26 protein-coding genes are annotated in these 23,608 nt (G+C 73.7%); 14 read left to right on the forward strand and 12 right to left on the reverse strand.

What is annotated here, in order from left to right; all coding sequences use genetic code 11:
- Positions 1-33 precede the first annotated feature (33 nt).
- Both ACXJKA_RS06445 and ACXJKA_RS06450 read right to left on the reverse strand, forming a co-directional pair.
- Positions 34-1,164, reverse strand: coding sequence for an epoxide hydrolase family protein (locus ACXJKA_RS06445; protein ID WP_456824359.1), 1,131 nt, complete (start codon positions 1,162-1,164; stop codon positions 34-36).
- A 79-nt stretch (positions 1,165-1,243) separates the two neighbouring features.
- Positions 1,244-1,927 carry a helix-turn-helix domain-containing protein gene (locus ACXJKA_RS06450; protein ID WP_456824360.1) on the reverse strand — a complete coding sequence of 228 codons (684 nt, stop codon included), beginning with the start codon at positions 1,925-1,927 and terminating at the stop codon, positions 1,244-1,246.
- Between the two features lie 152 nt (positions 1,928-2,079).
- Here ACXJKA_RS06450 and ACXJKA_RS06455 point away from each other — a divergent pair, with 152 nt between their 5' ends.
- From ACXJKA_RS06455 to ACXJKA_RS06470, 4 genes are read left to right on the forward strand one after another with little or no spacing between them, the layout of a single operon-like run.
- Positions 2,080-2,631 (forward strand): DUF1269 domain-containing protein, encoded by a 552-nt coding sequence (locus ACXJKA_RS06455; RefSeq protein WP_456824361.1) that lies wholly within the window; start codon positions 2,080-2,082, stop codon positions 2,629-2,631.
- A gap of 41 nt (positions 2,632-2,672) precedes the next feature.
- The gene (locus ACXJKA_RS06460) at positions 2,673-3,095 is read left to right on the forward strand and encodes a ChaB family protein (RefSeq protein ID WP_456824362.1); all 423 of its coding nucleotides are present in this window, start codon (positions 2,673-2,675) and stop codon (positions 3,093-3,095) included.
- Positions 3,092-3,928, forward strand: a complete 837-nt coding sequence (locus ACXJKA_RS06465; protein ID WP_456824363.1) for an alpha/beta fold hydrolase — start codon at positions 3,092-3,094, stop codon at positions 3,926-3,928. The genes ACXJKA_RS06460 and ACXJKA_RS06465 overlap by 4 nt, the downstream gene beginning before the upstream one ends.
- Positions 3,929-3,972: 44 nt before the next feature.
- On the forward strand, positions 3,973-4,278 hold the full coding sequence (locus ACXJKA_RS06470; RefSeq protein WP_456824364.1) for a hypothetical protein: 306 nt from the start codon (positions 3,973-3,975) through the stop codon (positions 4,276-4,278).
- Here the strand turns inward: ACXJKA_RS06470 and ACXJKA_RS06475 are convergent.
- From ACXJKA_RS06475 to ACXJKA_RS06495, 5 genes are all read right to left on the reverse strand, one after another.
- Positions 4,244-4,624, reverse strand: a complete 381-nt coding sequence (locus ACXJKA_RS06475) for a cupin domain-containing protein (protein ID WP_456824365.1) — start codon at positions 4,622-4,624, stop codon at positions 4,244-4,246. The two genes, ACXJKA_RS06470 and ACXJKA_RS06475, sit on opposite strands and share 35 nt — an antisense overlap.
- The gene (locus tag ACXJKA_RS06480) at positions 4,621-5,976 is read right to left on the reverse strand and encodes a DNA polymerase IV (protein ID WP_456824366.1); all 1,356 of its coding nucleotides are present in this window, start codon (positions 5,974-5,976) and stop codon (positions 4,621-4,623) included. The genes ACXJKA_RS06475 and ACXJKA_RS06480 overlap by 4 nt, the downstream gene beginning before the upstream one ends.
- 29 nt (positions 5,977-6,005) lie before the next feature.
- Positions 6,006-6,653 carry an alpha/beta fold hydrolase gene (locus ACXJKA_RS06485; protein WP_456824367.1) on the reverse strand — a complete coding sequence of 216 codons (648 nt, stop codon included), beginning with the start codon at positions 6,651-6,653 and terminating at the stop codon, positions 6,006-6,008.
- A 100-nt stretch (positions 6,654-6,753) separates the two neighbouring features.
- The gene (locus ACXJKA_RS06490) at positions 6,754-7,662 is read right to left on the reverse strand and encodes a peptidase (protein WP_456824368.1); all 909 of its coding nucleotides are present in this window, start codon (positions 7,660-7,662) and stop codon (positions 6,754-6,756) included.
- A gap of 81 nt (positions 7,663-7,743) precedes the next feature.
- Positions 7,744-8,496, reverse strand: a complete 753-nt coding sequence (locus ACXJKA_RS06495; RefSeq protein ID WP_456824369.1) for a fructosamine kinase family protein — start codon at positions 8,494-8,496, stop codon at positions 7,744-7,746.
- Between the two features lie 15 nt (positions 8,497-8,511).
- Between ACXJKA_RS06495 and ACXJKA_RS06500 the strand changes: the two genes are divergently transcribed.
- Positions 8,512-9,414: an aminoglycoside phosphotransferase family protein gene (locus ACXJKA_RS06500; RefSeq protein WP_456824370.1), complete on the forward strand. Its 903-nt coding sequence runs from the start codon at positions 8,512-8,514 to the stop codon at positions 9,412-9,414.
- On the opposite strand, the gene ACXJKA_RS06505 is transcribed toward ACXJKA_RS06500, so the two are convergent.
- Positions 9,415-9,873: an Lrp/AsnC family transcriptional regulator gene (locus ACXJKA_RS06505; RefSeq protein ID WP_456824371.1), complete on the reverse strand. Its 459-nt coding sequence runs from the start codon at positions 9,871-9,873 to the stop codon at positions 9,415-9,417.
- Between the two features lie 163 nt (positions 9,874-10,036).
- On the opposite strand from ACXJKA_RS06505, the gene ald reads away from it, so the two are divergent.
- Genes ald through ACXJKA_RS06525 form a run of 4 tightly spaced genes read left to right on the forward strand, consistent with a single transcriptional unit; the run spans position 10,037 to position 15,691 of the window.
- Entirely contained in the window at positions 10,037-11,155 is a 1,119-nt protein-coding gene (ald, locus tag ACXJKA_RS06510) for an alanine dehydrogenase (RefSeq protein ID WP_456824372.1), read from the forward strand.
- Positions 11,156-11,165: 10 nt separating this feature from the next.
- Positions 11,166-12,170: an NAD-dependent epimerase/dehydratase family protein gene (locus ACXJKA_RS06515; protein WP_456824373.1), complete on the forward strand. Its 1,005-nt coding sequence runs from the start codon at positions 11,166-11,168 to the stop codon at positions 12,168-12,170.
- Between the two features lie 37 nt (positions 12,171-12,207).
- On the forward strand, positions 12,208-14,298 hold the full coding sequence (locus ACXJKA_RS06520; protein ID WP_456824374.1) for a M3 family metallopeptidase: 2,091 nt from the start codon (positions 12,208-12,210) through the stop codon (positions 14,296-14,298).
- A 43-nt stretch (positions 14,299-14,341) separates the two neighbouring features.
- The gene (locus tag ACXJKA_RS06525) at positions 14,342-15,691 is read left to right on the forward strand and encodes a M20/M25/M40 family metallo-hydrolase (protein ID WP_456824375.1); all 1,350 of its coding nucleotides are present in this window, start codon (positions 14,342-14,344) and stop codon (positions 15,689-15,691) included.
- 1 nt (position 15,692) lies between these two features.
- On the opposite strand, the gene ACXJKA_RS06530 is transcribed toward ACXJKA_RS06525, so the two are convergent.
- Positions 15,693-16,388 (reverse strand): helix-turn-helix transcriptional regulator, encoded by a 696-nt coding sequence (locus ACXJKA_RS06530; RefSeq protein ID WP_456824376.1) that lies wholly within the window; start codon positions 16,386-16,388, stop codon positions 15,693-15,695.
- A gap of 74 nt (positions 16,389-16,462) precedes the next feature.
- Between ACXJKA_RS06530 and folE the strand changes: the two genes are divergently transcribed.
- Positions 16,463-17,035: a GTP cyclohydrolase I FolE gene (gene folE / locus ACXJKA_RS06535; protein ID WP_456824377.1), complete on the forward strand. Its 573-nt coding sequence runs from the start codon at positions 16,463-16,465 to the stop codon at positions 17,033-17,035.
- Between the two features lie 33 nt (positions 17,036-17,068).
- Entirely contained in the window at positions 17,069-18,274 is a 1,206-nt protein-coding gene (locus tag ACXJKA_RS06540) for an NAD(P)/FAD-dependent oxidoreductase (protein WP_456824378.1), read from the forward strand.
- A gap of 24 nt (positions 18,275-18,298) precedes the next feature.
- Here the strand turns inward: ACXJKA_RS06540 and ACXJKA_RS06545 are convergent, their stop codons facing one another.
- Entirely contained in the window at positions 18,299-18,553 is a 255-nt protein-coding gene (locus ACXJKA_RS06545; protein WP_456824379.1) for a DUF5703 family protein, read from the reverse strand.
- Positions 18,554-18,699: 146 nt separating this feature from the next.
- Between ACXJKA_RS06545 and ACXJKA_RS06550 the strand changes: the two genes are divergently transcribed.
- The gene (locus ACXJKA_RS06550) at positions 18,700-18,987 is read left to right on the forward strand and encodes a primosomal protein (RefSeq protein WP_456824380.1); all 288 of its coding nucleotides are present in this window, start codon (positions 18,700-18,702) and stop codon (positions 18,985-18,987) included.
- Here the strand turns inward: ACXJKA_RS06550 and ACXJKA_RS06555 are convergent.
- Complete coding sequence (locus tag ACXJKA_RS06555) at positions 18,984-19,943, reverse strand: aldo/keto reductase (protein WP_456824381.1); 960 nt, start codon at positions 19,941-19,943, stop codon at positions 18,984-18,986. The two genes, ACXJKA_RS06550 and ACXJKA_RS06555, sit on opposite strands and share 4 nt — an antisense overlap.
- Before the next feature lie 78 nt (positions 19,944-20,021).
- Here ACXJKA_RS06555 and ACXJKA_RS06560 point away from each other — a divergent pair, with 78 nt between their 5' ends.
- Positions 20,022-20,909: an undecaprenyl-diphosphate phosphatase gene (locus ACXJKA_RS06560; protein ID WP_456824616.1), complete on the forward strand. Its 888-nt coding sequence runs from the start codon at positions 20,022-20,024 to the stop codon at positions 20,907-20,909.
- Positions 20,910-20,912: 3 nt separating this feature from the next.
- On the opposite strand, the gene ACXJKA_RS06565 is transcribed toward ACXJKA_RS06560, so the two are convergent.
- Positions 20,913-21,920, reverse strand: a complete 1,008-nt coding sequence (locus ACXJKA_RS06565) for a CorA family divalent cation transporter (protein ID WP_456824382.1) — start codon at positions 21,918-21,920, stop codon at positions 20,913-20,915.
- A gap of 56 nt (positions 21,921-21,976) precedes the next feature.
- On the opposite strand from ACXJKA_RS06565, the gene mshC reads away from it, so the two are divergent.
- On the forward strand, positions 21,977-23,242 hold the full coding sequence (mshC, locus tag ACXJKA_RS06570) for a cysteine--1-D-myo-inosityl 2-amino-2-deoxy-alpha-D-glucopyranoside ligase (RefSeq protein ID WP_456824383.1): 1,266 nt from the start codon (positions 21,977-21,979) through the stop codon (positions 23,240-23,242).
- The last annotated feature ends 366 nt before the right edge of the window (positions 23,243-23,608 follow it).

Genomic DNA, 23,608 nt, shown 5'->3' on the forward strand with positions numbered 1-23,608 from the left:
CATCCCACCCACATCCGTACAGGACCGGCGAACTCACCCCACGAGGACGGAGGCGAGGAACGCGCGCAGATCGGCGGCGAGCTCCTGCGGTCGCTCGAGCGCGGGGAAGTGGCCGCCCCGGGGGTGCTCGGCCCAGAAGGCGAGGTGTCCGTCGGGGTCGAGGATCCGGCGCATCAGAGGTTCGTCGCCGAACGCGACCATGCCCTGCGGCCGGTCGTGCCGCCGACCCCAGGCGGCCGGGGCGTGCGCCGCCTCGTACAGCAGGTTGGCTGCGCCGTCGCCTCCGCGCCCGAACCACGACACGCTGACCAGCGTGAGCAGGTCGTCGAGGGGGACGGCATCCTCGGGGAGCTCGCGCTCCGGGTCGGTCCACTCGCGGATCTTCTCGGCGATCCACGTGAGCTGCATGGCCGGCGAGTCGGTGAGGCCGTAGGCGACGCTCAGGGGGCGCGTGGTCTGGACCTGCAGGTAGCCGAAGTCCTCGGCGCGTGCGGCCTTGAGCGCGGCGTGGCGCTCCTTCTCCTCCGGGGTCAGGTGGTCGGTCGGCGGCGTGTACGCGGTGGCGATCGCGCCGGGGTCGGTGGCGACCAGCGAGGCGATCACGCGGTCGCCGGCCTCGAGGCAGATCTGCTCGCTGATCCCCGCGCCGACGTCCCCGCCGAACACGGCGTAGCGGTCGTAGCCGAGGCTCGTCATGACCCGGTCGAAGGCGAGCGCGGTCCGGCCGAGGTCCCAGCCGAGCCCGGCGAGCGGGGTGGAGAACCCGAACCCGGGGATCGACGGCGCCACGACGTGGAACGCGGGGCCGTCGGCGGGCTCGGCCAGCAGGGGCGCCAGGGCGGCGAACTCGACGAAGGACGCCGGGTAGCCGTGGCACAGCAGGAGAGGCGTGGCGCCCCTCTGGCTCGATCGCACGTGCAGGCCGTGCACGGGCTGGCCGTCGACGTCGGCGACGAACTGCGGCATCCGGTTCAGCCGCGCCTCGGCCGCACGCCAGTCGAAGGAGGTCCGCCAGTGCTCGGCGAGGCGCCGGGCATACGAGACGGGGGTGCCGCGCTCCCAGCCGGACGTGAGCTCGGCGGGCCACCGGGTGCGGCCGAGGCGGTCGACGAGATCCGCGACGTCGGTGTCGGGGATCGCGATCTCGTACGGTCGGACGTCCATGGCGATGCCTTCCCCTCGAGGTGATGTCCGGCCGAGTCAAGCCGCCGGCCCCGCGCGACGTCTTGAACCGAGACGACATTCAGACGGGCTCCCCGCGCTGTTGCGACTGACCCGGCGTGTACCCCGTGAGCCGCTTGAGGTCGCGCGTGAGGTGGGACTGGTCGGCGTAGCCGAGGGCGTGGGCCACGTCGGCGATCGGGTCGCCGTGCTGGAGCCGGGCGACGGCCTCTCGGGCGCGCTCGATCTGCCGGACGCGGCGAGGGCTCATCCCTGTGGCGTGCGTGAAGTGCCGCTCGACGGTGCGCCGGGATCGCGACCCGGCGTCGCCGTCGAGAGCGGACTCGACGAGGTCGTCGTGAGCGAGGTAGCCGTCGTCGACGAACGCCGCGACGAGAGTGTCGACCTGCTCGTCGTCCATCCCCGGGAACGGCCACGGGGTCCCCGCCAGCAGGAACGTCGTGGGTGACGGCATCCACAGGGCCACGGTGCGGTCGCACATCGCGCGCACGGGGACGTGGGTGAAGTACGTCCCGGCCGCGAACCGGATGCCGAGGTTGACGTTGCCGGCGGCGTACGGGACCACGGACGGTTCCGACGAGGGCCCGCTGAGCAGCACGCGCGGCCCGTGCGCCGTGATCGTGAAGATCATGTCCCACCGGGCGTCGGCGGACGCGAGGTAGGTGCCGTCGGTGGTGTCTCGGGTGCGCCAGACCACGTCGACGAACGGCGACGGTGAGGTCCTCTCCTCGTAGAGGAAGCTCATGCCCCACGAGCGTAGACCGACCGGTGTCCGTGCGGACCGCGGGGTGCGCACCGCGAGCTCGGGCGCCGCTCGCTGTGTTCTGGGCGTTGTGGGGGATACGGTCGGTCCGTCGCATTCCACGCGACCTTTCCGGACGGACCAAGGAGTACTTCATGTCGGACGACCAGCCCACCGACGTCGTCGCCGCACTCAGCGACGGCGCCTACACCCTCTTCGTGGCCGACTTCTCGGACACCGACACGGCGTGGGCGGCCTACGAGACCCTCACGTCGGTGGCGGACGGCAAGACCCTCGACATCGAGGGCGTCGTCGTCGTCAAGCGCGACGCGGACGGCAAGCTCGAGATCCAGAAGGCCACGGACCACAGCACGCGTCGGGGACTTTCCTGGGGCGTCGTCGGCGGCGTCGCGCTCGGCCTGATCTTCCCGCCGTCGATCATCGGCAGCGCGGCCGTGCTGGGCGCGGTGGGCGCCGCGACGGGCAAGGCGCGCGAGCTGGCCCACCGCAAGGACCTGGCCGAGGAGCTGCAGGACGCGGTCGCGCCGGGACACTCCGGCATCGTCGCGCTCGTCTCCGACCCGGGCGCCGTCGCGATCCGCGAGGCGCTCGCCAAGGCGGACGCCATCGTCGAGAAGGCCATCGACAAGGTCGAGGCCGACGCGATCAAGGCGGCGGCCGACGCGGCGCAGGCCGAGGCGAAGTAGCTGCGCTGGCGGCGTCCGGGTCGGGGAGTCACGATCGTGATGTGCCCAAGACGACCCGATCCGGCGCCGCCAAGCAGAGCGAGCTACCGAGCACGCTGCAGCGTTCCGACGAGAAGGCGCAGCGGACCTTCGCGCATGCCTACGACGCGGCGATCGAGCAGTACGACGGCGACGAGGAGCGCGCTCACCGCGTCGCGTTCGCCGCGCTGAAGCACACGCACGAGAAGGTCGGCGACAGCTGGCGGCCGAAGCAGGAGTACGGCCCGTCGGACCAGCGCGCCGACGAGGGGTTCGGCTCGACCGCCCCGACGGCGGGCGGTGTCGACGCCAACGCGAGCAAGGCGCACCTGTACGACGTCGCGAAGGAGCTCGAGATCGCCGGGCGCTCGCGGATGAGCAAGGACGAGCTCGTCGCGGCGATCGAGAAGGAGAACGACCGACGCAGCCGGCAGGCGCTCGCGTGACGGAGCGGATGGTCGACGTCGCCGACGGGGTGCGCCTGTGCGTCGACGTCCAGGGGTCGGGCGCGCCGCTCGTCCTCGTGCACGGCGCCGGCTGCAGCCTGGTCCACTGGCCCGACGGGCTGGTCGAGCTGCTCGGCCGACGGCACCGCGTGCTGCGCTACGACGCGCGCGACCAGGGTCGGTCGACGACCTGGCCGGTGGGTGCGCCGGAGTACGCGATGGCCGACGTCGTGGCGGACGTGCTCGCGCTGATGGACCACGAGGGTTTCGACCGCGCGCACGTGCTGGGGGTGTCGGGCGGCGGGATGATCGCGCAGCAGCTGGCCCTCGACGAGGCGGATCGGTTCTCGACGCTCACGCTGGTGAGCAGCACACCGGGCTCGGACGGCCTGCCGGGGATGTCGCAGGAGACGCGGGATCTCGTCGACGGCCGGACGCCGGAACCCGACTGGGCCGACCGCGACGCCGTCGTCGCGTACCTCACCGAGCTCGAGCGGCCCTTCCAGCGCGGGGGCTACGACAAGGACCGGGAGCGCGTGATCGCGGAGCGGACCGTGGACCGGTCGCGGGACCTGCGGGCCAGCACGGTMAACCCGTACCTCGTCGATCCCGGTCCGCCCTGGCGGCACCGGCTCGGCGAGATCACCGCGCCGACGCTCGTGGTGCACGGCGCGGACGACCCGCTGTTCCCGCTCCCGCACGGCGAGGCGCTGGCGCGCGAGATCCCGCACGCCGAGCTGCTGGTGATCCCCGACGCCGGCCACGGGGTTCCCCCGGAGCGCGCGTGGCACGAGCTGGTCGCTCGCGTCGAGCAGCTGACGTCACGAACCTGAGCCTGATGTTCGCGGACGGCGTGCGCCCTGCGGTACAACGAGGCATGGCGATGTTCCTGGTCGTGCTCACCCGGTCGGGTCCCGCATGGGATGCGTCGAAGCCGATGGAGGAGCAGCTCGGCTGGCCCGAGCACGCCGCGTTCATGGACGGGCTCGTCGAGTCCGGCTTCCTGGTGCTCGGCGGCCCGCTGGTCGACGAGCTCCGCGTGGTCCACGCCGTCGAGGCCGCCTCGGTCGACGACGTGCGCACGACGCTGGCGCGAGACCCGTGGAGCGGTTCGCACCTCGTGGTCGAGACCGTCACGCCGTGGACGATCAGGCTGGACGGTCGGGACCCAGCTCCCGCGTGACGGCGGTCCGCGGGCCGCCGGCGTCGCCGGTGTTGACCGTCCCCGCCAGCTCGACCAGCAGCGCCGACACCTCCTCCCCGGCCCACGGGCAGTGCTCGACGCCGCGCGGGACCACGTACACGTCCTGCGGCCCGAGCACGACGTCGCCGTCCCGCAGCCGGATGGTCAGCGAGCCGGTGACGACGACGAACATCTCGTCGGTGTCGGGGTGGGTGTGCCACACGAACTCCCCGTGCAGCTTGACCACCTTGAGCTCGTGGTCGTTGAACCGGGCAAGCAGGTGCGGCTCCCACGGCTCGAGCACCTGGGCCAGGGCGGAGCCGATGTTGCGGGGCACGTCCGTCATTCGTCGAGCGTAGGAGTCAGGGGCGGCACGAGCAGGAGCGGGTCGGTCTCGAGGTCGACCACCTGCGAGCGCGCCGGCGGGGTGTCGACCGTCTCGAACCGCACGGTGGCCCGGTGCCCGCGGACGTGCACCACCCAGCCGCGGCCGAGGGTCGGGTGCTCGACGTCCAGGCCGGGTCGGGCGTTCTCCTCGGTCAGCAGGCCCCGGGTTGCGGGTGCGTCGTCGGACGGCTCGTCGACGACGACCGGCGCGGGTTCGTCGTCGCCCCACGGCAGGGTCAGCTGGGCGTGCGCCGACAGGTTGTGGAACGAGACGCCCAGCAGCCGCACCGAGTCGCTGATCCCGGCGGCGCGGGCGGCCTGGTGCGCGGCGGCGCGCAGCTCGGCTGGCTCGGCCGACGGCTGGGGGAGCGTGACCGAGCGGGTCAGCGTGGTGAAGTCGGCGAACCGCACCTTGGCGACGACGGTCCGGGCCCCGCCGCCGTGCGCGGTGAGCCGGCGCAGCGCCTCGTCGGCGACCCGGTCGATCGCCGCGGCGATGAGCTCCGAGCCGAAGATGTCCTCCGCGAACGTGCGCTCGGCGCCGACGGACTTGCGCTCACCGCCCGGGGCCACGGGCCGCGGATCGATCCCGCGGGCCAGCCGGAAGAGATTGACGCCCGACGACTCGCCGACGGTCATGGTGAGGACGTCGAGCTCCTGGCGGCGCAGGTCGGCGACGGTGCGCACGTCGAGACGTTCGAGCGCGGCGGCCGTCGCGGGGCCGATGCCGGGGACGGCGCGCACGGGCAGCGGGAGCAGGAAGTCGTCCTCGTCGGCGGGCTCGACCACCAGCAGCCCGTCCGGCTTGCCGGCGTCGGACGCGAGCTTGGCGACGAGCTTGGTGCGGCCGATGCCGATCGACACCGCCAGGCCCGTGCGCTCCCGGATCCGGGAGCGGACGTCGGCGGCGGCCGCGGCGGGGTCGTCGGCGAACGGGCCGGCCTCGAGGTCGACGAACGCCTCGTCGATGCTCAGCGGCTCGATGAGCTCCGAGAGAGTGCCGAGCGTCGCCATGATGATCCGGGAGTACGCGGCGTACGCCTCGAACCGGGGGAACAGCACGGCGGCGGCGGGAGCGAGCCGGCGGGCGCGGCTCATCGGCATCGCCGAGCGGGCACCCGCCCGGCGGGCCTCGTAGGACGCGGTCGAGACGACGCCGCGCGGTCCGGTGCCACCGACGAGCACGGGCTTGCCGCGCAGGGACGGCTTGTCGCGCTGCTCGACGGCCGCGAAGAACGAGTCGGCGTCCGCGTGCAGCACGGTCGCCCGGGTGCGCAGCCGCGAGGCGTCGGCGAGCTGCGCGGGGTCCACGCCACTACTGTGCCTGCCGGAGCCGCAGATCAGGCGACGGCGAGGCCGCCGCTCCGGTGGCGCAGCTCGTGCAGGGCGTCGAACAGGATGCGGTTGAAGGCGACCGGCGCGTGGGCGTTCACGTCGTGGCCGGCGTTKGGCACCACGGTGAGCCGGGTGCCGGGGCGGGCGTCGCGGTACCGGCGCTCGTCGATCCGTAGCGGGTCACGGCTGCCGTTGACCAGCCAGACCGGGAGCGCGGTCCGGCGGAGGTCCGCCAGCGGCGAGTAGCCCGTCATCGCGGCGAGCATGTCGGTCACGACGTGCCAGTCGCCACCGCCCAGGCGCAGTGCGCGGGTGACCATGCCGGAGGCGCGCCGGTAGGCGCCGAGCGGCTTGCCCTTGATCTCGGTCGAGCAGCCCGCCAGCACGACGCCGGCGACCTTGTCCTCGTTCCGGCGGGCGTACGCGAGGCTCGTGTAGCCGCCGAGGGAGAGCCCGACCAGCAGCGGGGGCTCGGTGCACGAGTCGACGGCCTCGTCGATCGCGTCGAGTGCTCCCGCGAGGCTGAACCGCTCGTGCGAGCGTCGGCCGTGACCGGGCAGGTCCAGCGTGACCGTCGGGTGGCCGGAGCGTTCGAGCGCCTCGACCTGTCGCCGCCAGATGGCGGAGGACGTCCGGGTGCCGTGCACGAGCACGATCGGTCGACGGTGGATGGGGGTCTCCTCGGTTGGCGGGGCCCGGCGAGCGTACCCAGTCGACCTGGGAGTTCCGTGAGAGGGGGCGTGAAGGGTTCGGTCAGACGTTCGGCGCGCACGCGCCGCTGCCCAGCGCGGCGAGGCCGGCGAGGTCGCCGTTGCCGAAGGTGGAGACGGACGCGTTCGTGCTCGGGTTCATCAGCTGCGACGGGTCGTCCACGTGGTCGAGGCCGACGAGGTKCCCGAACTCGTGGGTGACGATGCCCAGCGCGGTCGCACGGGTGGCCGGTGCGGCCATGAGCTGGGCCAGGTCGCCCGCGTCGAGCGTCACCGACCCCGTGACGTAGACCGACAGGCCGGCGCGGGTCACGATGGCGGACCCGCCGATCCCCGCGACGTCGCCGGTGAGACTCGGAGTCTCCTCGGGCGTCGACCAGGTGACCAGGACGGGCGCCCAGCGCCGTCCGTACGACCCGGGCTGGTAGGCGCTGCGGTCCGCGTCGGGCCCTTCCTGCGTCGGGCCGTCGTCGACGAACTGGAGCCCGGTCGCCGCGGAGACGGTCGCGATCGCGGCCGTCAGGAACTCGGCGCCCCCGACCGGGGCGCCGTCGGGTCGAACGACGTAGTGGATGGGCCGGCACGGGCTGTACGTGACGGGCCCCGCGCCGTCGGGCTGCATCGCCGTGAACGCGAACGATCCCGACGTGGCGGCGGGGACGGCGGGCGGCGCACCCAGCGGGAGGGTCGCCTCCTCGAGGCCGGACGGCGGCCCGAAGATCGTCGCCGTCGACAGCCACCAACGGCCTCCCAGCAGCAGGCTCCCGACGACGACCGCGGCGACGAGGAGAAAGCCGATCCGGGGCCCGCGCCGGACCCGCAGGGCAGGACCGAGGAAGCGCACGGCGCGGTCCTCGAGGGGCCCACGCGGGCTCGGCAGCAGGGGCGGATAGGGCTCGTCACCGCGCGCGCCGACCCAGGGATTGAGGCCCTGCGGGTCCCCAGCGCTCACCCCGTGCCCTCCAGCCCTCTGCGCGTCGGTGGCCGCAGGATCGCACAGGGGGGCGTGGTCCGCGCGGCCGGGCACGGCACGTCACGCGCGCCATTCACCCGCGAGGCGCAGCAGCTGCGCGCGGTAGCCGCCGCCGAACAGCAGGGCGTGCACGCCGACGGGGTAGACCTGGTGCAGCCCGACCCGCCGCTCCCAGCCGGCCCGCAACGGATGGACCGCGCGGTACCCGGCGAGGACCTCGGCCAGGAACGGGAGCCCGAACAGGGCGAGCATCGCCAGGTCGGTCTCCCGGTGGCCGCCGTGCGCCGCCGGGTCGATGAGCGTCACCCCGTCGGGCGTCCAGACCACGTTCCCCGACCAGAGGTCGCCGTGCAGGCGCGCCGGCTCGTCGTCGTCGTCGAGCGCGCCGGTCCGCAGCCGGTGGGCCACCCGTCTCAGCGCGTCCGCGGGCTCCGGGTCCTCCAGTGCGTCGGCGAGCGGGTCGAGCCGGCACTCCGCCAGGAACTCGCCCCAGCCGGCGTAGGAGCCGGAGCGCATCGGCAGCGGCTGGTCGAGCGGCCCGAAGAACCCGTCTCCCGACCACCCCGCGGGTGGGCTGCCGAAGGCGGGGGCACCCGCGGCGTGGGTGAGCGCGAGGTCCCTGCCGAACGCGCTCGCTGCCTCGCGGGTGGGCGGCACCGGCGCGAGCCGGCGCAGGTCGAGGCCGTCGTCGTGCACGCCGAGCACGTCGACGACTCGCACGCCGCCGGCCGCCCGCAGCCAGTCGAGGCCGGCCGCCTCGCACGCGAAGAACCCGGCCGGCGCGCCCGCCCGGCCCTTGTGGAAGACGTCCATCGCTAGCCTCGCTCCGTGGCCGATCCCGTCATCCCTGCGATCCTGCACGACGGTCCCGGTCGCACGCCCGCCGGACGGGCCTGGATCGCGCGGCTGCCCGAGCTGGTCGGCCGTGCCGTCGAGCGCTGGGACCTGACCCCGGGGGCGCCGTACACGAGCGGTGCGTCGTCGTGGTGCGCACCGGTGCTCCGCGCGGACGGGTCGCGCGCCGTGTTGAAGATCTCCCTCCCGCACGACGAGGCGCGCGCCGAGGCGGTCGCCCTGCGCGCCTGGCACGGGCGGGGCGCACCCGCGCTGCTCGACGCGGACCCGGCCGACTGGGCGCTCCTGCTCGAGCGGGTCGAGCCGGGGACGATGCTGTCGCTGGCTCTGGGAAGCGCGCAGGACCGTCTCGAGCGCGCGGCCGCCGTCGCCCGGGTGCTCTGGGCCGTCCCCGAGGTCCCGGAGGTCCCCGTGATGGCTGACGTGTGCGCACGCTGGGCCGACGTCCTGGAGGAGCGTGCGGACCGGCACGACATCGACCGCGCGCTCGTGCGACGGGCCGCGGACCTCCTGCGCACGCTCCCGGGCACGGCCGCGTCGCTCGTGCACGGGGACTTCAACCCGGGCAACCTGCTCGACGCCGGCGAGGGCCGGTGGCTCGCGATCGACCCGAAGCCGATGCGCGGCGACCCGGCGTACGACCTGTGGCCGCTGCTCGAGCAGGTGGACGACCCGTTCGCGCACGACGACCCGGTCGCCGTGCTGCGCACGCGGGTGCGGACGGTTGCGGGGGACCTCGACGCCGACCGCATCGCCGCATGGGGGTTCGCTCGGTCCACGGAGTCGGCGTTCTGGGTCTGGGACGTCCTGGACGACGAGCCCGTGGCGCGAAGCATCCTGGAGCAGGCCGCGCTCTGGGCGCGCCTCGCCGGCTGATCAGATCGAGGCGGTTCCCGGGGCGTGCACGTGCTCGAACACCAGGCTCGTCTGCGTGTGGGCGACCTCGGGTCGGGTGCTGAGGTGCTCGAGCACGAACGCGCGCAGCTCGCGCGAGTCGCGCACCGCGACGTGGACCAGGACGTCGTCGACGCCGGCGAGCAGGTAGACGTCGCGCACCTCGGGGCGCTGGGCCAACCGGTGCGCGACCTCCGCGAGCCGGGCGCGCGCCGCGGCCTGGAGGCGCACGGCGATCATCGCCTGGAGCCCGCGACCGACCGCCTCGGGATCGACCTGGGCGTGGAAGCCGCGGAGCACGCCGGACTCCCGGAGCGCCCGGACGCGAGCGTGGCAGGTGGACGGCGCGATGCCCGCCGCGGCGGCCAGCTCCTTGTTGGAGATGCGGCCGTCGCGCTCGAGCTCGCTGAGGAGGCGACGGTCGACGTCGTCGAGCTCCACGGCGCCGAACGTCGTTCGACTCGCAGCGGCGAGAGGGCGCTGGGCCGAATCCTGATCTGACATGGCGCAAATCTAGCGAATGATCGTCGATCGTCATGCGTTTGCAACACAGGAAGTTCAAGATGCAGGGAACTGCTGTTGCGAACACGGATGGAGCCCCCCCATGAAGGTCGGCATCCCCAGCGAGGTCAAGAACCGCGAGTACCGCGTCGCCCTCACCCCGGCGGGCGTGCACCACCTCGTGTCCTCGGGCCACCAGGTGCTCGTGCAGGCCGGCGCCGGGGCGGGCTCCGCCATCACGGATGAGCAGTACACGGCAGCGGGGGCCGACATCGTGCCCGGCGCCGACGAGGTGTGGGGGAGCGCGGACCTCGTCTGCAAGGTCAAGGAACCGGTCGCCTCCGAGTACGGCTACCTGCGCGAGGACCAGGTCCTCTTCACCTACCTGCACCTGGCGGCCGACCGCCCCGCGACCGACGCCCTGCTCGCCGCGGGGACGACGTCGCTGGCGTACGAGACCGTGCAGCTGCCCGACGGGTCGCTCCCGTTGCTGGCGCCGATGAGCGAGGTGGCCGGCCGGCTGGCCACCCAGGTGGGCGCGTACCACCTGATGAAGAACGAGGGCGGAGCCGGCGTGCTGCTCGGCGGGGTGCCGGGGGTCGACGCCGCGAAGGTCGTGGTCCTCGGCGGCGGCGTCGTCGGCCGGCACGCGGCCGAGATCGCCGTCGGCATGCGCGCCGACGTGGCCGTGCTCGACCTGTCGATGCCGCGGCTGCGGGACACCGACTCCGCGTTCGGCGGACGCGTTCGCACCGTCGCCTCCAGCGCCTACGCGATCGAGCGCGAGCTGCTCGACGCGGACCTCGTCATCGGTGCCGTGCTCGTCCCGGGAGCCCGCGCGCCGCGCCTGGTCACCAACGAGCTCGTCTCCCGCATGAAGCCGGGCTCGGTGCTGGTGGACGTGGCGGTCGACCAGGGCGGCTGCTTCGAGGACACCCGCGCCACCACGCACGACGACCCGACCTACACCGTGCACGGGTCCGTCTTCTACTGCGTCGCCAACATGCCCGGCGCGGTCCCCGTGACCTCCACGCTGGCGCTGACCAACGTGACGCTGCCCTACCTGGCCGCGCTCGCGGACCTGGGCTGGCACGGCGCGGTCGATGCCGACCCGGCGCTGGGTGCTGGCCTGACCACGCACGCCGGGCGGCTGTACAACGCCGCCGTCGGCCGGGCGCACGGGTACCGGACCTACGAGGACCTGGCGGGCGCGCTGGCGTAGCGTCGGCGGCATGTCGACGGCGCTGGTCATCGGGGGCTCGGGGCAGATCGGCCGGGCCGTCGTGCCCGCGCTGCTGGCGGACGGCTGGGACGTCCGCGTGCTGGCGCGCCACCCGGCCGACGTGGACGGCGCCGAGGTGGTACCGGGTGACCGGAACGACCCGGAGGTGCTCGACCGGGCGCTGGGGCGCGGCGTGGACGTGCTCGTGGACGTCGTCGCCTACGACGACCGGCAGGCGGAGCCCCTGGTCGCGCGTGCCGACCGGATCGGGTCGGCGGTCGTCGTCTCGAGCGCCGCGGTCTACGTCGACGACGGGGGGAACGGGTTCGAGACCGACGAGTTCGCCCGCTTCCCGGTCCCGCTCGACGAGGACCGGCCGACCGTCGCGCCGGGGCGGGAGACCTACGCGACCGGCAAGGTCGCGCTCGAGCAGGCCTGGGCGGCCTCGGCGATCCCGACGACGATCCTGCGGCCGGGCGCGATCCACGGCGCCGGGTGCCGCCAGCCGCGGGAGTGGCTGTTCGTCAAGCGCGCGCTCGACGGGCGCGACGTGCGGGTGCTCGCCTACGACGGCGAGAGCCGGTTCAGCACGACCGCCACGGCGGTGCTGGGAGAGCTCGTCCGGCTCGCGGCCGCGCGCCCGGCCCACCGCGTGCTCAACGCGACCGACCCGCGGACGCTGACGGTCGCGGAGATCTCCGCCGCGGTCGACGTCGCGATGGGCGTCAGCCCCGCGTACGTGATGCTGCCCGGCGCACCCCAGGGCGACCTGGGCAGCACGCCGTGGTCGGTTCCCCATCCGGTCGTGCTGGGGATGGCCCGGGCGCACGCCGAGCTCGGGTACATCGCGCCCGGCCGGTACGAGGACACCGTGCGCACCTGCATCGACTGGCTGGTCGACCAGGCGTCGCGGGGGGACTGGCGCGAGGCGTTCCCGGGCTTCGCCCGGATGGACACGACCGGCGGCTTCTTCGACTACGCCGCCGAGGACGCGTTCCTCGCCCGCAGGTCGTGACGGGCGGTCGGCCCACCCGTCGGCGATGATGTCCGCCATGGATCCGAGCGACCTCGCCGCCGACAACCCCTTCAGCGTGCCGTCCACCCTCCCGTACGGGCTCCCCGACCACAGCCGGATCCGGGAGGAGCACTACCGCCCTGCCCTGCTCGCCGGCATGGCCCGGCAGCGGACCGAGATCGAGGCGATCGCGACCGACCCGGCCCCGGCCACTGTGGAGAACACGCTCGAGGCGCTGGAGCGCTCCGGTCGACTGCTCCACGTGGCAGGAACCAGCTTCTACAACCAGTCGAGCGCGGACTCGACACCCGGGCTCGAGGCCGTCGAGGAGGAGATCGCGCCCCTGTTCGCGGCCCACCACGACGCGATCTACCTGGACGCCCGGCTGTTCGCGCGCGTCGCTGCGCTGCAGGCGGACGTCGACTCGGGCGCGCTCGAGCTCGAGCCCGACACCGCGTGGCTGCTGCACCGGACGCACACGCAGTTCGTGCGCGCGGGCGTGGGTCTCGACGAGGCCGCGCAGGACCGGCTGCGCGCGCTCAACGGCGAGATCATGAGCCTCGAGACCGCGTTCGGCCGCGACCTGCTAGCAGCGACGAACGCGGCGGGCGTGCTGATCACCGACGAGAGCGAGCTCGACGGCCTGGCCGAGGATGCCCGGGCCGCCGCGGCGAAGGCTGCCCGCGACCGCGGTCACGAGCAGGGGTGGTTCCTCGAGCTCGTGCTGCCCACCCAGCAGCCGCCGCTCGCGGTGCTGCGCGACCGTGCCGTGCGCGAACGCGTCTTCCGGGCATCCGTCGGGCGCGGCGCGGGCGGCCCGCACGACACGCGCCCGTCCCTGCTGGGCCTGGCCCGCAAGCGCGCCGAGCGCGCGCGGCTCCTGGGCTACCCGCACCACGCCGCCTACATCGCGGCGGACGCGACCGCGAAGACCGCCGAGGCCGTCGCCGACATCCTCGAGCGGCTCGCACCCGTCGCCGTCGCCAACGCGCGGACCGAGGGCGCCGACCTCGCCGAGGCGCTCGACCGCGACCACCCCGGAGCCACGCTGGAGCCGTGGGACTGGTCGTTCTACGCGGAGCAGGTCAAGAAGGAGCGGCGCTCGCTCGACGACGCGCTGCTGCGGCCCTACCTCGAGCTCGAGCGCGTGCTCGCGGACGGCGTGTTCCGGGCGGCCACCGCGCTGTATGGGATCACGTTCGCCGAGCGCCACGACCTCGTGGGCTACCACCCGGACGTGCGCGTCTTCGAGGTGTTCGACGAGGACGGCGCCGGTCTCGGTCTCTTCCTCGGCGACTGGTGGACCCGCGAGTCGAAGCGCGGCGGGGCGTGGATGAACAACCTCGTGGACCAGTCGACGCTGCTCGACGAGCGACCGGTCGTCGTCAACAACCTCAACATCCCGAAGCCGCCCGAGGGCGAGCCCACGCTGCTCACGTGGGACGAGGTCATCACGCTGTTCCACGAGTTCGGGCACGCGTTGCACGGCCTGTTCTCCGCCGTCCGCTGGCCGTCGCAGTCCGGCACCGAGGTGCCGCGCGACTTCGTCGAGTACCCGTCACAGGTCAACGAGATGTGGGCGTGGGACCCGTCGATCGTCCGCGCGTTCGCGCTGCACCACGAGACGGGCGAGCCGATGCCCACCGAGTGGGTGGACACGCTGCTCGCCGCGCGGCAGGACGGCGAGGGCTTCGCCACGACGGAGTACCTGGCCGCGGCGCTCCTCGACCAGGCCTGGTACCGGCTGGCGCCCGACGAGGTCCCGACGGACGTCGAGGACGTCGAGCCGTTCGAGGCCGCCGCCCTCGAGCGCGCCGGCGTGGTCTACGCGCCGGTGCCGCCGCGGTACCGGACCACGTACTTCAACCACGTGTTCGGCGGCGGCTACTCGGCCGGCTACTACTCGTACATCTGGTCCGAGGTGCTCGACGCCGACACGGTCGAGTGGTTCCGCGAGAACGGTGGCCTGCTGCGGGCCAACGGCGACACGTTCCGGGCGCGGCTGCTGTCGCGCGGCGGTTCGCTCGACCCGATGCAGGCGTTCCGCGACCTGCGCGGCCGGGACCCGCTGATCGACCCGCTGCTGGCGCGCCGCGGCCTGCTCGGGGCGGCCTCGGACCCGGCCTGAACGCGCCGGTGAGCACGTGCCGGGGGCCGGTACGGTGGACGGCATGCCCGTCACGCACCCGGCCTCCGGCACGCCCGCCAGCAGCTCCCTGACCGCGCAGGACGAGGTCGTGCAGATCTGTCGCGACCTCATCCGGATCGACACGTCGAACTACGGCGACGACTCCGGACCGGGGGAGCGCGCGGCCGCCGAGCACGTCATGGGGCTGCTCACGGAGGTCGGGCTGGACCCTGAGCTGTTCGAGAGCACCCCGGGCCGGGCCAGCGTGGTCGTGCGGCTGGAGGGCGAGGACCAGACCCGCCCGGCACTCGTGCTGCACGGTCACCTCGACGTGGTGCCCGCGCGGGCCGACGACTGGTCGGTGGACCCGTTCGGCGCCGAGGAGCGCGACGGCCTGGTCTGGGGCCGCGGCGCCGTCGACATGAAGGACATGGACGCGATGATCCTGTCCGTGGTCCGGCAGATGGCCCGCGAGGGTCGCAAGCCGGCGCGCGACGTGGTCGTCGCGATGTTCGCCGACGAGGAGGCCGGCGGGTCGCTCGGGGCGCGCTGGGCGGTCGACCACCGGCCGGAGCTCTTCGAGGGCGCGACCGAGGCGATCAGCGAGGTCGGCGGGTTCTCCGTCGACGTGGACGGACGGCGCGCCTACCTGCTCCAGACGGCCGAGAAGGGCCTGTCGTGGATGCGGCTCGTGGCCGACGGCCGCGCGGGCCACGGCAGCCAGGTGAACACCGACAACGCGGTGACGCACCTGGCCGAGGCCGTCGCCCGGCTCGGCCGGCACGCCTGGCCCCTCCAGCTGACGCCCACCGTGCGCGCGCTGCTCGAGGGCGTCGCCCAGCTCACCGGCCTCCCGTTCGACCCGGAGGACCCCGAGGGCGTCGACCGCCTGGTCGCCGCGCTCGGGCCGGCGTCGAAGTTCGTCGGCGCCACGCTGCGCCACACCACCAACCCGACGCAGCTCGCCGCGGGCTACAAGGCGAACGTCATCCCCGGTTCCGCGGAGGCGACGGTCGACGGCCGGTTCCTGCCGGGGCTCGAGGACGAGTTCGCACGCACGGTCGCCGACCTCGCGGGCGAGCACGTCCGGATCGAGCGCCTCCACCACGACACCGCCCTCGAGGTGCCCTTTGCGGGGGACTTGGTCGACCGCATGGTCGAGGCGCTCGTGGCCGAGGACCCCGATGCGACCGTGCTGCCGTACACGCTGTCCGGCGGCACGGACAACAAGTCGCTGTCGCGCCTGGGCATCCGCGGCTACGGGTTCGCGCCGCTGCGGCTGCCCGCCGACCTCGACTTCGCCGGCATGTTCCACGGCGTGGACGAGCGCGTGCCCACCGACGCCCTGCGCTTCGGCACCCGCGTCCTGGACCGCCTCCTGCGCACCTGCTGAGCTAGGTCCTCTTCTCGAGGACGACGCAGCATCGGCGCGGGTCGGGCTCGAGCTTCGCCGTCAGCCGGCCCGGCGCCAGCGCGTCGACGAGTCCCGCGACCAGGCACTGGTTGGCGGTGCAGATCAGCTCCGTCTGCGCCTGCGCCAACGCGTGGAACGGGCAGTTGTGCAGATCGACGCGATCCCCGTCCCGGCGGGGTTCGTACCCGTGCCGCGCCAGCGCCTGCGCCGCTGCGTCCAGCGGGTCCTCCGCCGTGCCCGCGTCCGCTGACGCCGCGCGTCCCGCGGCCGCCCCGTAGTCCGCGAACGTCCGGTTCACCGCGTCGAGGACCGGACCGCCGGTCCGTGCCGACTCCGCGACCGCGTCGCTGAGCAGCCGCCCGGCGAGCTCGTACTCGCGGTCGGGCAGGGTGACCGCGATCTCGCGCGCGGCTCGTCGGTAGAGCTTGGCCGGACGCCCCGCCCCCGGACCCGTCAGTCCGTTGAGGCGGGCACGGCTCCCGACGAGCAGCCCGTCCGCCTCGAGCCGCTCGAGATGGAACCGCGCCTGGTGGCGGGGGATGCCCACGGCCTCGGCGGCCTGGTCGCGGCTCACCGGCTCAGGCTGCGTGCCGACGAAGCGGTAGAGCGCCAGGCGGACCGGGTCGGCGAGCGCGCCGATGCGCTCGGCGTCGGCCGCGAACGTCCCCGTGCTCACACCATCCACCCTCTTGACACTACCGGCGCAGGTTTCTAACGTACAGAGGAGCACCCGATAGAAATGAGGCTGCGGTGACGCTGACGACCACCCGTGCAGACGTCGGGATCGACGCCGCCGAGGACGCCGCCCGGGCGTTCCTCGAGGCGCTCGGGGTCCCGTGCGACACGCCGGGTACGGATCAGAGCCCGCGTCGGATGGCGGAGGCCTACGCCGCCATGCTGACTCCGCGCCCGTTCGTCACGACGACGTTCCCGAACGACGAGGAGTACGACGAGCTCGTCGTGGTCCGCTCGATCCCCGTCCAGTCGCTGTGCGAGCACCACCTGCTGCCGTTCATCGGCGTGGCCCACGTGGGCTACCTGCCCGCCGGGCGGATCCTCGGCCTGTCGAAGTTCGCCCGCGTGGTGGAGATGTTCGCCCGCCGCCCGCAGGTCCAGGAACGGTTGACCCGGCAGGTGGCGGACTGGATCGACGCCGAGCTCGCCCCGCGCGGCGTCGGGGTCGTCGTCGAGGCCGAGCACCTGTGCATGAGCATGCGAGGGGTCCGCGCGGTGGGCGCGGTGACGACGACGTCCGCGCTCTCCGGAGCGCTGCGGGACTCGCCCGCCACTCGGGCGGAGTTCCTCGCCGCGGTCCGGTCGTAGGGTCGCGGGTCCCGAGGCGTCGAGGAGGTCGTCATGGCAGGAACCGTGGTCGTCGGTGCGGGGCTCGCCGCCGCGCACGTCGTCGCGACGCTCCGCGAGGAGGGCGACGACGAGCCCGTCGTTCTCATCGGCGACGAGGTGGACCGTCCGTACGAGCGACCTCCGTTGTCCAAGGGCTACCTGCAAGGGACCTCGCCGCGCGACGACGTCTTCGTGCACGCCGTGGACTGGTACGCCGACCACGACGTCGAGACCCGGTTCGGCACCACCGCCACGTCGGTCGACCGGTCGGCGCGGTCGGTGACGCTGTCGGACGGCTCCGTGCTCGGTTACGACCACCTCGTGCTGGCCACCGGGTCGAGCCCGCGGACCCTGGACGTGCCGGGCGCGGACCTCGACGGGGTGCGGACGCTGCGCCGGTTGCGGGACAGCGACCGCCTGCGCGAGGACCTGGCGGCGCGGTCGCGACTGGTGATCGTCGGCGGCGGATGGATCGGCCTCGAGGTCGCGGCCGCGGCACGGTCGGCCGGCTGCGACGTGACCGTGCTGGAGTACGCCGCCCAGCCGCTGCTCCGCGTGCTCGGTCCGCAGCTGGCCGCCTACTTCGCGGCGCTGCACCGGACGCACGGCGTGGACCTGCGCACGGGCGTCGGCGTGGAGGCGTTCGAGGGCCACGCCGGCCGCGTGACCGGCGTCCGGGTGGGCGGCGACCTCGTGCCCGCGGACGTCGTGCTGGTCGGCGTCGGCGCCGCGCCGAACGTCGGCCTCGCGGTGGCGGCCGGCCTCGCCGCGGACGCCCGGGGGATCGCGGTGGACGAGCACCTGCGCACCGCCGATCCCGCGGTGCTCGCGGCCGGCGACGTGGCGCTCGCGCACAACACCGCCCTCGGGCACAGCCTGCGGGTGGAGCACTGGGACAACGCGATCCGGCAGGGTGGGCTGGCGGGTCGCACCATCCTGGGCCAGGACGCCGTGCACGACTGGCAGCCGTACTTCTACACCGACCAGTACGACCTGGGCATGGAGTACGTCGGGTACGCGGACGCGGACGACCCCGTGGTCGTGCGGGGCGATCCGGCCGGGGCGCAGCTCGTCGCGTTCTGGCTCCGCGACGGGCGGGTGCGCGCGGCCATGAACGTGAACGTGTGGGACGTCAACGACCGGCTGCGCGCGCTGGTCGGCCGACGGATCGACCCCGACCGCCTCGCCGACGAGAGCGTCGCCCTCGAGGAGCTGTAGGTAGGTCCCTGCCTGCGCTCGGGCTCAGTCCGGGAACGACGTCTCCGCGAGCGTGCTGCGCACGCGGATGACCTTGCGCCGCAGCCAGACCTTCCGTTCTCCGCCCGCGAACAGCAGCGTGCGAGACAGCTCCCAGCGGCCCAGCTCCGCCTGCTCGGTCAGCATCCGGCGGGCGTCGTTGCGCGAGGTCGTCGCCGGGATCCGGAGCACGCGGTACTCGTACTGACCGCCTTGCGCGACCCAGTCGGGCCGCTTCGTCCTCGTCTGTCCGTCTGCCATCGACCACCCCGTCCCGCGCGGTCCGCGCCTACGTCCCGATGTCGTTCCGATGCCGACCTGAAGCTGTGCTCGACGCTCTGGCCAAGCCCAGTGCCGAAGAACCTTACGCGCTGCCATTGTGCCTCGCGGGAGGCTACGGTCGTCGCATGACCGTCGACCCGCGTGCCGCGCTGGACCGCTTGATCGCAGCCCTCGAGGCCCACTACACCGCCGTCGCCGCGCCGCACGGCGAGGACGACCCGGCGGTCGACGACGCGTACGACATCCTGGCCGACGCGTTCGAGGTGTACGACGACGCCCTGGGCACCGTGCACGGCGAGGCCACGCCGTTCTACCTCGCCGAGGAGGACGACGACGAGGACGAGGACGACGAGGACGACGAGGACTACGACGACGCGGACGTCGACGACCTCGCCGACGAGGCCACCCGCTAGAACCGCTCCGGGTACCCGAGGCTCGGGGCGCTGACCTCGTCGAGCGCCTTGCGCAGCTCGTCGGGCAGCACCAGGTCCTGTGCCGCGATCGACGCCCGCAGCTGCACGGCCGTCCGGGCCCCGACGATCGCCGAGGCGACGCCGCGGCTCTGCACCCACGCGAGCGCGACCTCCAGCGGGGTGCGCTCGAGGCCGTCGGCAGCCGTCGCCACCGCCTCGACGATCGTCGCCGACGCCCGCGCGAGATAGGGCTCGACGAAGCCCGCGAGGTGTGGCGACGCGGCCCGCGAGTCCGCCGGGATGGTGCGCCGGTACTTGCCGGTGAGCACGCCCCGACCCAGCGGCGACCAGGCCAGCACGCCGATGCCCAGGGCGACGGCCGCGGGCACCACCTCACGCTCGATCCCGCGCTGGAGCAGCGAGTACTCCGCCTCGACCGCCGTGAGCCCGACCTCGCCCTCGAGCAGGCTCGCCGCGCGAGCCACCTGCCAGCCGGCGTGGTTGGACAGGCCGACGTAGCGGGCGCGCCCGCTGGTCACCGCGAGCCGCAGGGCGGAGACCGTCTCGTCGAGCGGGGTCCGGGGGTCGGGGGTCTGGACGAGCCAGAGGTCGACGTGGTCGGTTCGCAGGCGGCGCAGAGAGCCGTCGAGCGAGGCGAGCAGCCCGCCCCGGGAGGCGTCGACCACACCGCCCGAGCTGGTGCGGCGGATCCCCGCCTTGGTGCAGAGCACCACCTCGTCGCGCGGGACCACGTCGTCGAGGAGCTCGCCCAGGAGCTCCTCGGCGCCGCCGTCCGCGTAGGAGGCGGAGGTGTCGATCAGCGTGCCGCCGGCGTCGGTGAAGTCGCGCAGCTGCTCGGTCGCGTCGTGCTCGTCGGTGTCACGGCTCCAGGTCATGGTGCCGAGCCCGAGCCGGGAGACCCGCAAGCCGGTGCGGCCCAGGTGGCGCTGTTCCATGAGGCGCAACACTAATCGGCAGCCGCCTGTCATCTGCGGCAACGCACCCCGGCTATCGTTCCCGTCGTGACGGACGCCATGGGACTGGGTGAAGCGATCCTCTTGGGGCTCGTGCAGGGGTTGACCGAGTTCCTCCCGGTCTCGTCGAGCGCGCACCTGCGCATCGTCGGCGAGCTCATCGGGTCCTCCGACCCCGGGGCGGCGTTCACCGCGATCACCCAGCTGGGCACCGAGACCGCGGTGATCCTGTACTTCCGGCGGGACATCGCGCGCATCGCCACCGCCTGGTGGCGCGCGCTGCGCGGCGACCACGGGTCCGACTGGCGGTCCCGCGCGGGCATGCCGGCCGGGCAGCCCTCCGACCACGACGCCCTCATGGCGTGGTTCATCGTGCTGGGCTCGCTGCCGATCGTGATCCTCGGCCTGGCGTTCCAGGACGCGATCGAGCAGACGTTCCGCAACCTCTGGCTCATCGCCCTGACCCTGGCCGGGTTCGGCCTGGTGCTCGGCTGGGCGGACAAGCGCGGGGCGAAGCAGCGCGAGCTCACCGAGCTGACGGGGCGGCACGCCGTCCAGTTCGGCTTCTGGCAGGCGCTCGCGCTGATCCMCGGCGTGTCCCGGTCGGGCGGCACGATCACCGGCGGGCTCCTCATGGGCTACACCCGCGAGGCGGCCGCGCGGTACTCGTTCCTGCTGGCGATCCCGGCGGTGTTCGGCTCCGGCCTGTTCCAGCTGGCCAAGAGCCTCGACGACTTCGGGAAGGGCGGCACGCCCGGGTTCTTCCCGACGCTCGTCGCGACGCTCGTGGCGTTCGTCGTCGGCTACCTGGTCATCATCGTCTTCCTGAAGATCGTCTCGACCTTCAGCTACAAGCCGTTCGTGTACTACCGGCTCGGGCTCGCCGCGCTCGTGGTGATCCTGCTGCTCACGGGCGTGCTCGACGCGAACAGCGCGCCGACGACCTAGCCGTCACAGCCAGCCCGAGCGGCGGAACAGTCGGTAGAGCGTGACGCAGATGGCGCCCATCGCGAGGATGGCGAGCGGGTACCCGTAGGTCCAGTCGAGCTCGGGCATGTGCTCGAAGTTCATGCCGTAGATGCTGGCCACCAGGGTCGGCGCCGCGGCGATCGCCGCCCACGACGAGATCTTGCGGACGTCCTCGTTCTGCCGCACCGACACCTGCGACAGGTGCACCGAGAGCATGTCGCTGAGCAGGTCGTCGTAGCCGTCGAGGTGCTTGTCCAACCGGTCCACCCAGGCCTCCGCCCGGCGCAGCCACGGCTGGGACTGGCGCTGGCCCGGCGCCTCCTCGGCCTCGGCGATCAGCTCGGGCAGCACCGAGGTGACCGGGCTGAGGGCGCGGCGTGCCTCGGCGATCTCGCGCTTGAGGTCGTAGATCATCTCGAGCGGGTTGTCGTGCCGCGCGGTGGAGAACACGAGGCGCTCGGCGTCCGCGACGGCGTCGCCCAGGCCGATCTCGACGTCCGAGGCCTCCGCGACGAGGGTGAGGACGACGGCGGCGACGACCTGGTGGACGCCCTCGTCGGGTACCGGGAACCCGCCGGTCAGCTTGGCGACGGCCCGATCGAGGACTCCCGCGTCGCCCAGCTCGGCCATGAGGACGACGTCCTTGCCGACGACGCTGGTCAGTGCCCCGGTGTGCACGTCGTGCGTGGCCTCGACGTACGAGAGCGTCGGCGTGGTGAGGATGAGCTCCCCGTCCGGCGAGCGGTCGAGGCGCGCGCGCTGTGCGTGGTTCGGGCCCGGCGGGTGGGCGCCCGGGATGCGGTGCTCGAGCAGGGCGATCGCGTGCTCGCTGATGCCGTGCCGTCGCGCCGCGTCTGGCAGGTCGTCCATCGAGACGATCACCCAGCGCGCCCGTCGGCTCCTCGCACCGGGGTCGGCGCGCTCCCAGCCGCCGTCCGCCGTCTCCACGCACACTCGTTCGTCCGGCTGGGTCAGGGGCTCGGTACTCACTCCGGCATTGTGGACCTCGGCGCGGTCCGGTGCCGGGACGCCGTTAGGCTTCCGGCGTGCTCACCTGGCCGACCCCCTACATCCCGCAGCTCCCCGGACGTGGCCTCCCGGTCCAGGTGCGCGACTCCTCGACCGACCGGCTGGTCGTCGCCGCGGCCGGACCGGACGCGACGCTGTACGTCTGCGGCATCACCCCGTACGACGCGACCCACCTCGGTCACGCCGCCACCTACGTCGCGTTCGACGTGCTCGGGCGCGCATGGCGGGACTCCGGGCACCGCGTGCGGTACGCCTCGAACGTCACCGACGTCGATGACCCGCTGCTCGAGCGCGCCGCCGCGACCGGCGTCGACTGGCGCGACCTGGCCGCCGAGCAGACCGCGCTGTACGCCGAGGACATGACCGCGCTGGCGGTCGTCCCGCCCGACGCCTACTTCGGCGTGGTCGAGGTCATCCCGTCCGTCGTCGAGGCCGTCGAGGTCCTGCTCGCCGCCGGCGCCGCCTATCGCGTGCCGACGCCCGAGGCGCTCGACGGGGCCGACGACGGACTGGGCGACGTGTATGCCGACCTCACGGCGGACGTTGACTTCGGCGCCGTCGCCGGGCTCGACGACGACACCATGCGCGCGCTCTCGAGCGAGCGCGGCGGTGACCCCGACCGGCCCGGCAAGAGGGCGCCGCTCGACCCGCTGCTGTGGCGTCGGGAGCGCGCGGGGGAGCCGGCCTGGGACGGCGGCTCGCTCGGCCGCGGCCGGCCCGGATGGCACATCGAGTGCGCGGTCATCGCCCGCGACGCCCTCGGGCTCCCGTTCGACGTCGAGGGTGGCGGCTCCGACCTGCTGTTCCCGCACCACGAGATGAGCACGTCGCACGCCCGCCTGCTCGACTCGGGGCACGGCGCGCGCGTGCACCTGCACACCGGCATGGTCGGCCTCGACGGGCACAAGATGAGCAAGTCCCGCGGCAACCTCGTGCTCGTCTCACGGTTGCGCGAGCAGGGCGTCGACCCCATGGCCATCCGACTGGCCATCCTGGCGCACCGCTACCGCGACGACTGGGAATGGACCGAGCAGGGGCTGGTCGCCGCCCAGGAGCGGCTCGAGCACTGGCGGCGCTCCGTGTCCGGCAACGGCGGGCCCGACGCCGACGGCACCCTGGCGGCCGTGCGCCTCGCCCTGGCGACCGACCTCGACACCCCCGCGGCGCTCGCGGCGATCGACGCGTGGGCTGACCTGGCGCTGGCCGGCACGGCCGACCCCGTCGAGGGCGCCCCAGGCATCATCGGCCGCCTCCTCGACGCCCTCCTGGGCATCCGCCTGTAGCCGAAGCCGGCCTCCTTCCGCTTGACCGCCGGGCAACCGGCTAGTCCCGGACGTCCGCACATCCGAGCGTCCCGGCGACCGAATCTGCGGACGTCCGCGGGCACCCGCCGCTTGCGTCCGCACGTTCGAGCGTCCCGGCGACCGGATCCGCGGACGTCCGCGGCACCCGCCGCTTGCGTCCGCACATGCGAGCGTCCCGGCGACCGAATCCGCGGACGTCCGCGGGCATTCACCGCTTGCGTCCGCACGTTCGAGCGTTCCGGCGTCCGAATCTGCGGACGTCCGCGGGCACCCGCCGCTTGCGTCCGCACGTTCGAGCGTTCCGGCGATCGAATCTGCGGACGTCCGAGCGGAGGAGGGGCAGGG

This window comes from Cellulomonas sp. P5_E12 (assembly GCF_054049315.1).

What these genes read in the sequence shown, in the direction of transcription:
- ACXJKA_RS06445 (WP_456824359.1), bottom strand. Translation starts at nt 1,164, where the DNA reads ATGGACGTCCGACCGTACGAGATCGCGATCCCCGACACCGACGTCGCG.
- ACXJKA_RS06450 (WP_456824360.1), bottom strand. Translation starts at nt 1,927, where the DNA reads ATGAGCTTCCTCTACGAGGAGAGGACCTCACCGTCGCCGTTCGTCGAC.
- ACXJKA_RS06455 (WP_456824361.1), top strand. Translation starts at nt 2,080, where the DNA reads ATGTCGGACGACCAGCCCACCGACGTCGTCGCCGCACTCAGCGACGGC.
- ACXJKA_RS06470 (WP_456824364.1), top strand. Translation starts at nt 3,973, where the DNA reads ATGGCGATGTTCCTGGTCGTGCTCACCCGGTCGGGTCCCGCATGGGAT.
- ACXJKA_RS06475 (WP_456824365.1), bottom strand. Translation starts at nt 4,624, where the DNA reads ATGACGGACGTGCCCCGCAACATCGGCTCCGCCCTGGCCCAGGTGCTC.
- ACXJKA_RS06495 (WP_456824369.1), bottom strand. Translation starts at nt 8,496, where the DNA reads ATGGACGTCTTCCACAAGGGCCGGGCGGGCGCGCCGGCCGGGTTCTTC.
- ald (WP_456824372.1), top strand. Translation starts at nt 10,037, where the DNA reads ATGAAGGTCGGCATCCCCAGCGAGGTCAAGAACCGCGAGTACCGCGTC.
- ACXJKA_RS06515 (WP_456824373.1), top strand. Translation starts at nt 11,166, where the DNA reads ATGTCGACGGCGCTGGTCATCGGGGGCTCGGGGCAGATCGGCCGGGCC.
- ACXJKA_RS06520 (WP_456824374.1), top strand. Translation starts at nt 12,208, where the DNA reads ATGGATCCGAGCGACCTCGCCGCCGACAACCCCTTCAGCGTGCCGTCC.
- ACXJKA_RS06525 (WP_456824375.1), top strand. Translation starts at nt 14,342, where the DNA reads ATGCCCGTCACGCACCCGGCCTCCGGCACGCCCGCCAGCAGCTCCCTG.
- ACXJKA_RS06540 (WP_456824378.1), top strand. Translation starts at nt 17,069, where the DNA reads ATGGCAGGAACCGTGGTCGTCGGTGCGGGGCTCGCCGCCGCGCACGTC.
- ACXJKA_RS06545 (WP_456824379.1), bottom strand. Translation starts at nt 18,553, where the DNA reads ATGGCAGACGGACAGACGAGGACGAAGCGGCCCGACTGGGTCGCGCAA.
- ACXJKA_RS06550 (WP_456824380.1), top strand. Translation starts at nt 18,700, where the DNA reads ATGACCGTCGACCCGCGTGCCGCGCTGGACCGCTTGATCGCAGCCCTC.
- ACXJKA_RS06555 (WP_456824381.1), bottom strand. Translation starts at nt 19,943, where the DNA reads ATGGAACAGCGCCACCTGGGCCGCACCGGCTTGCGGGTCTCCCGGCTC.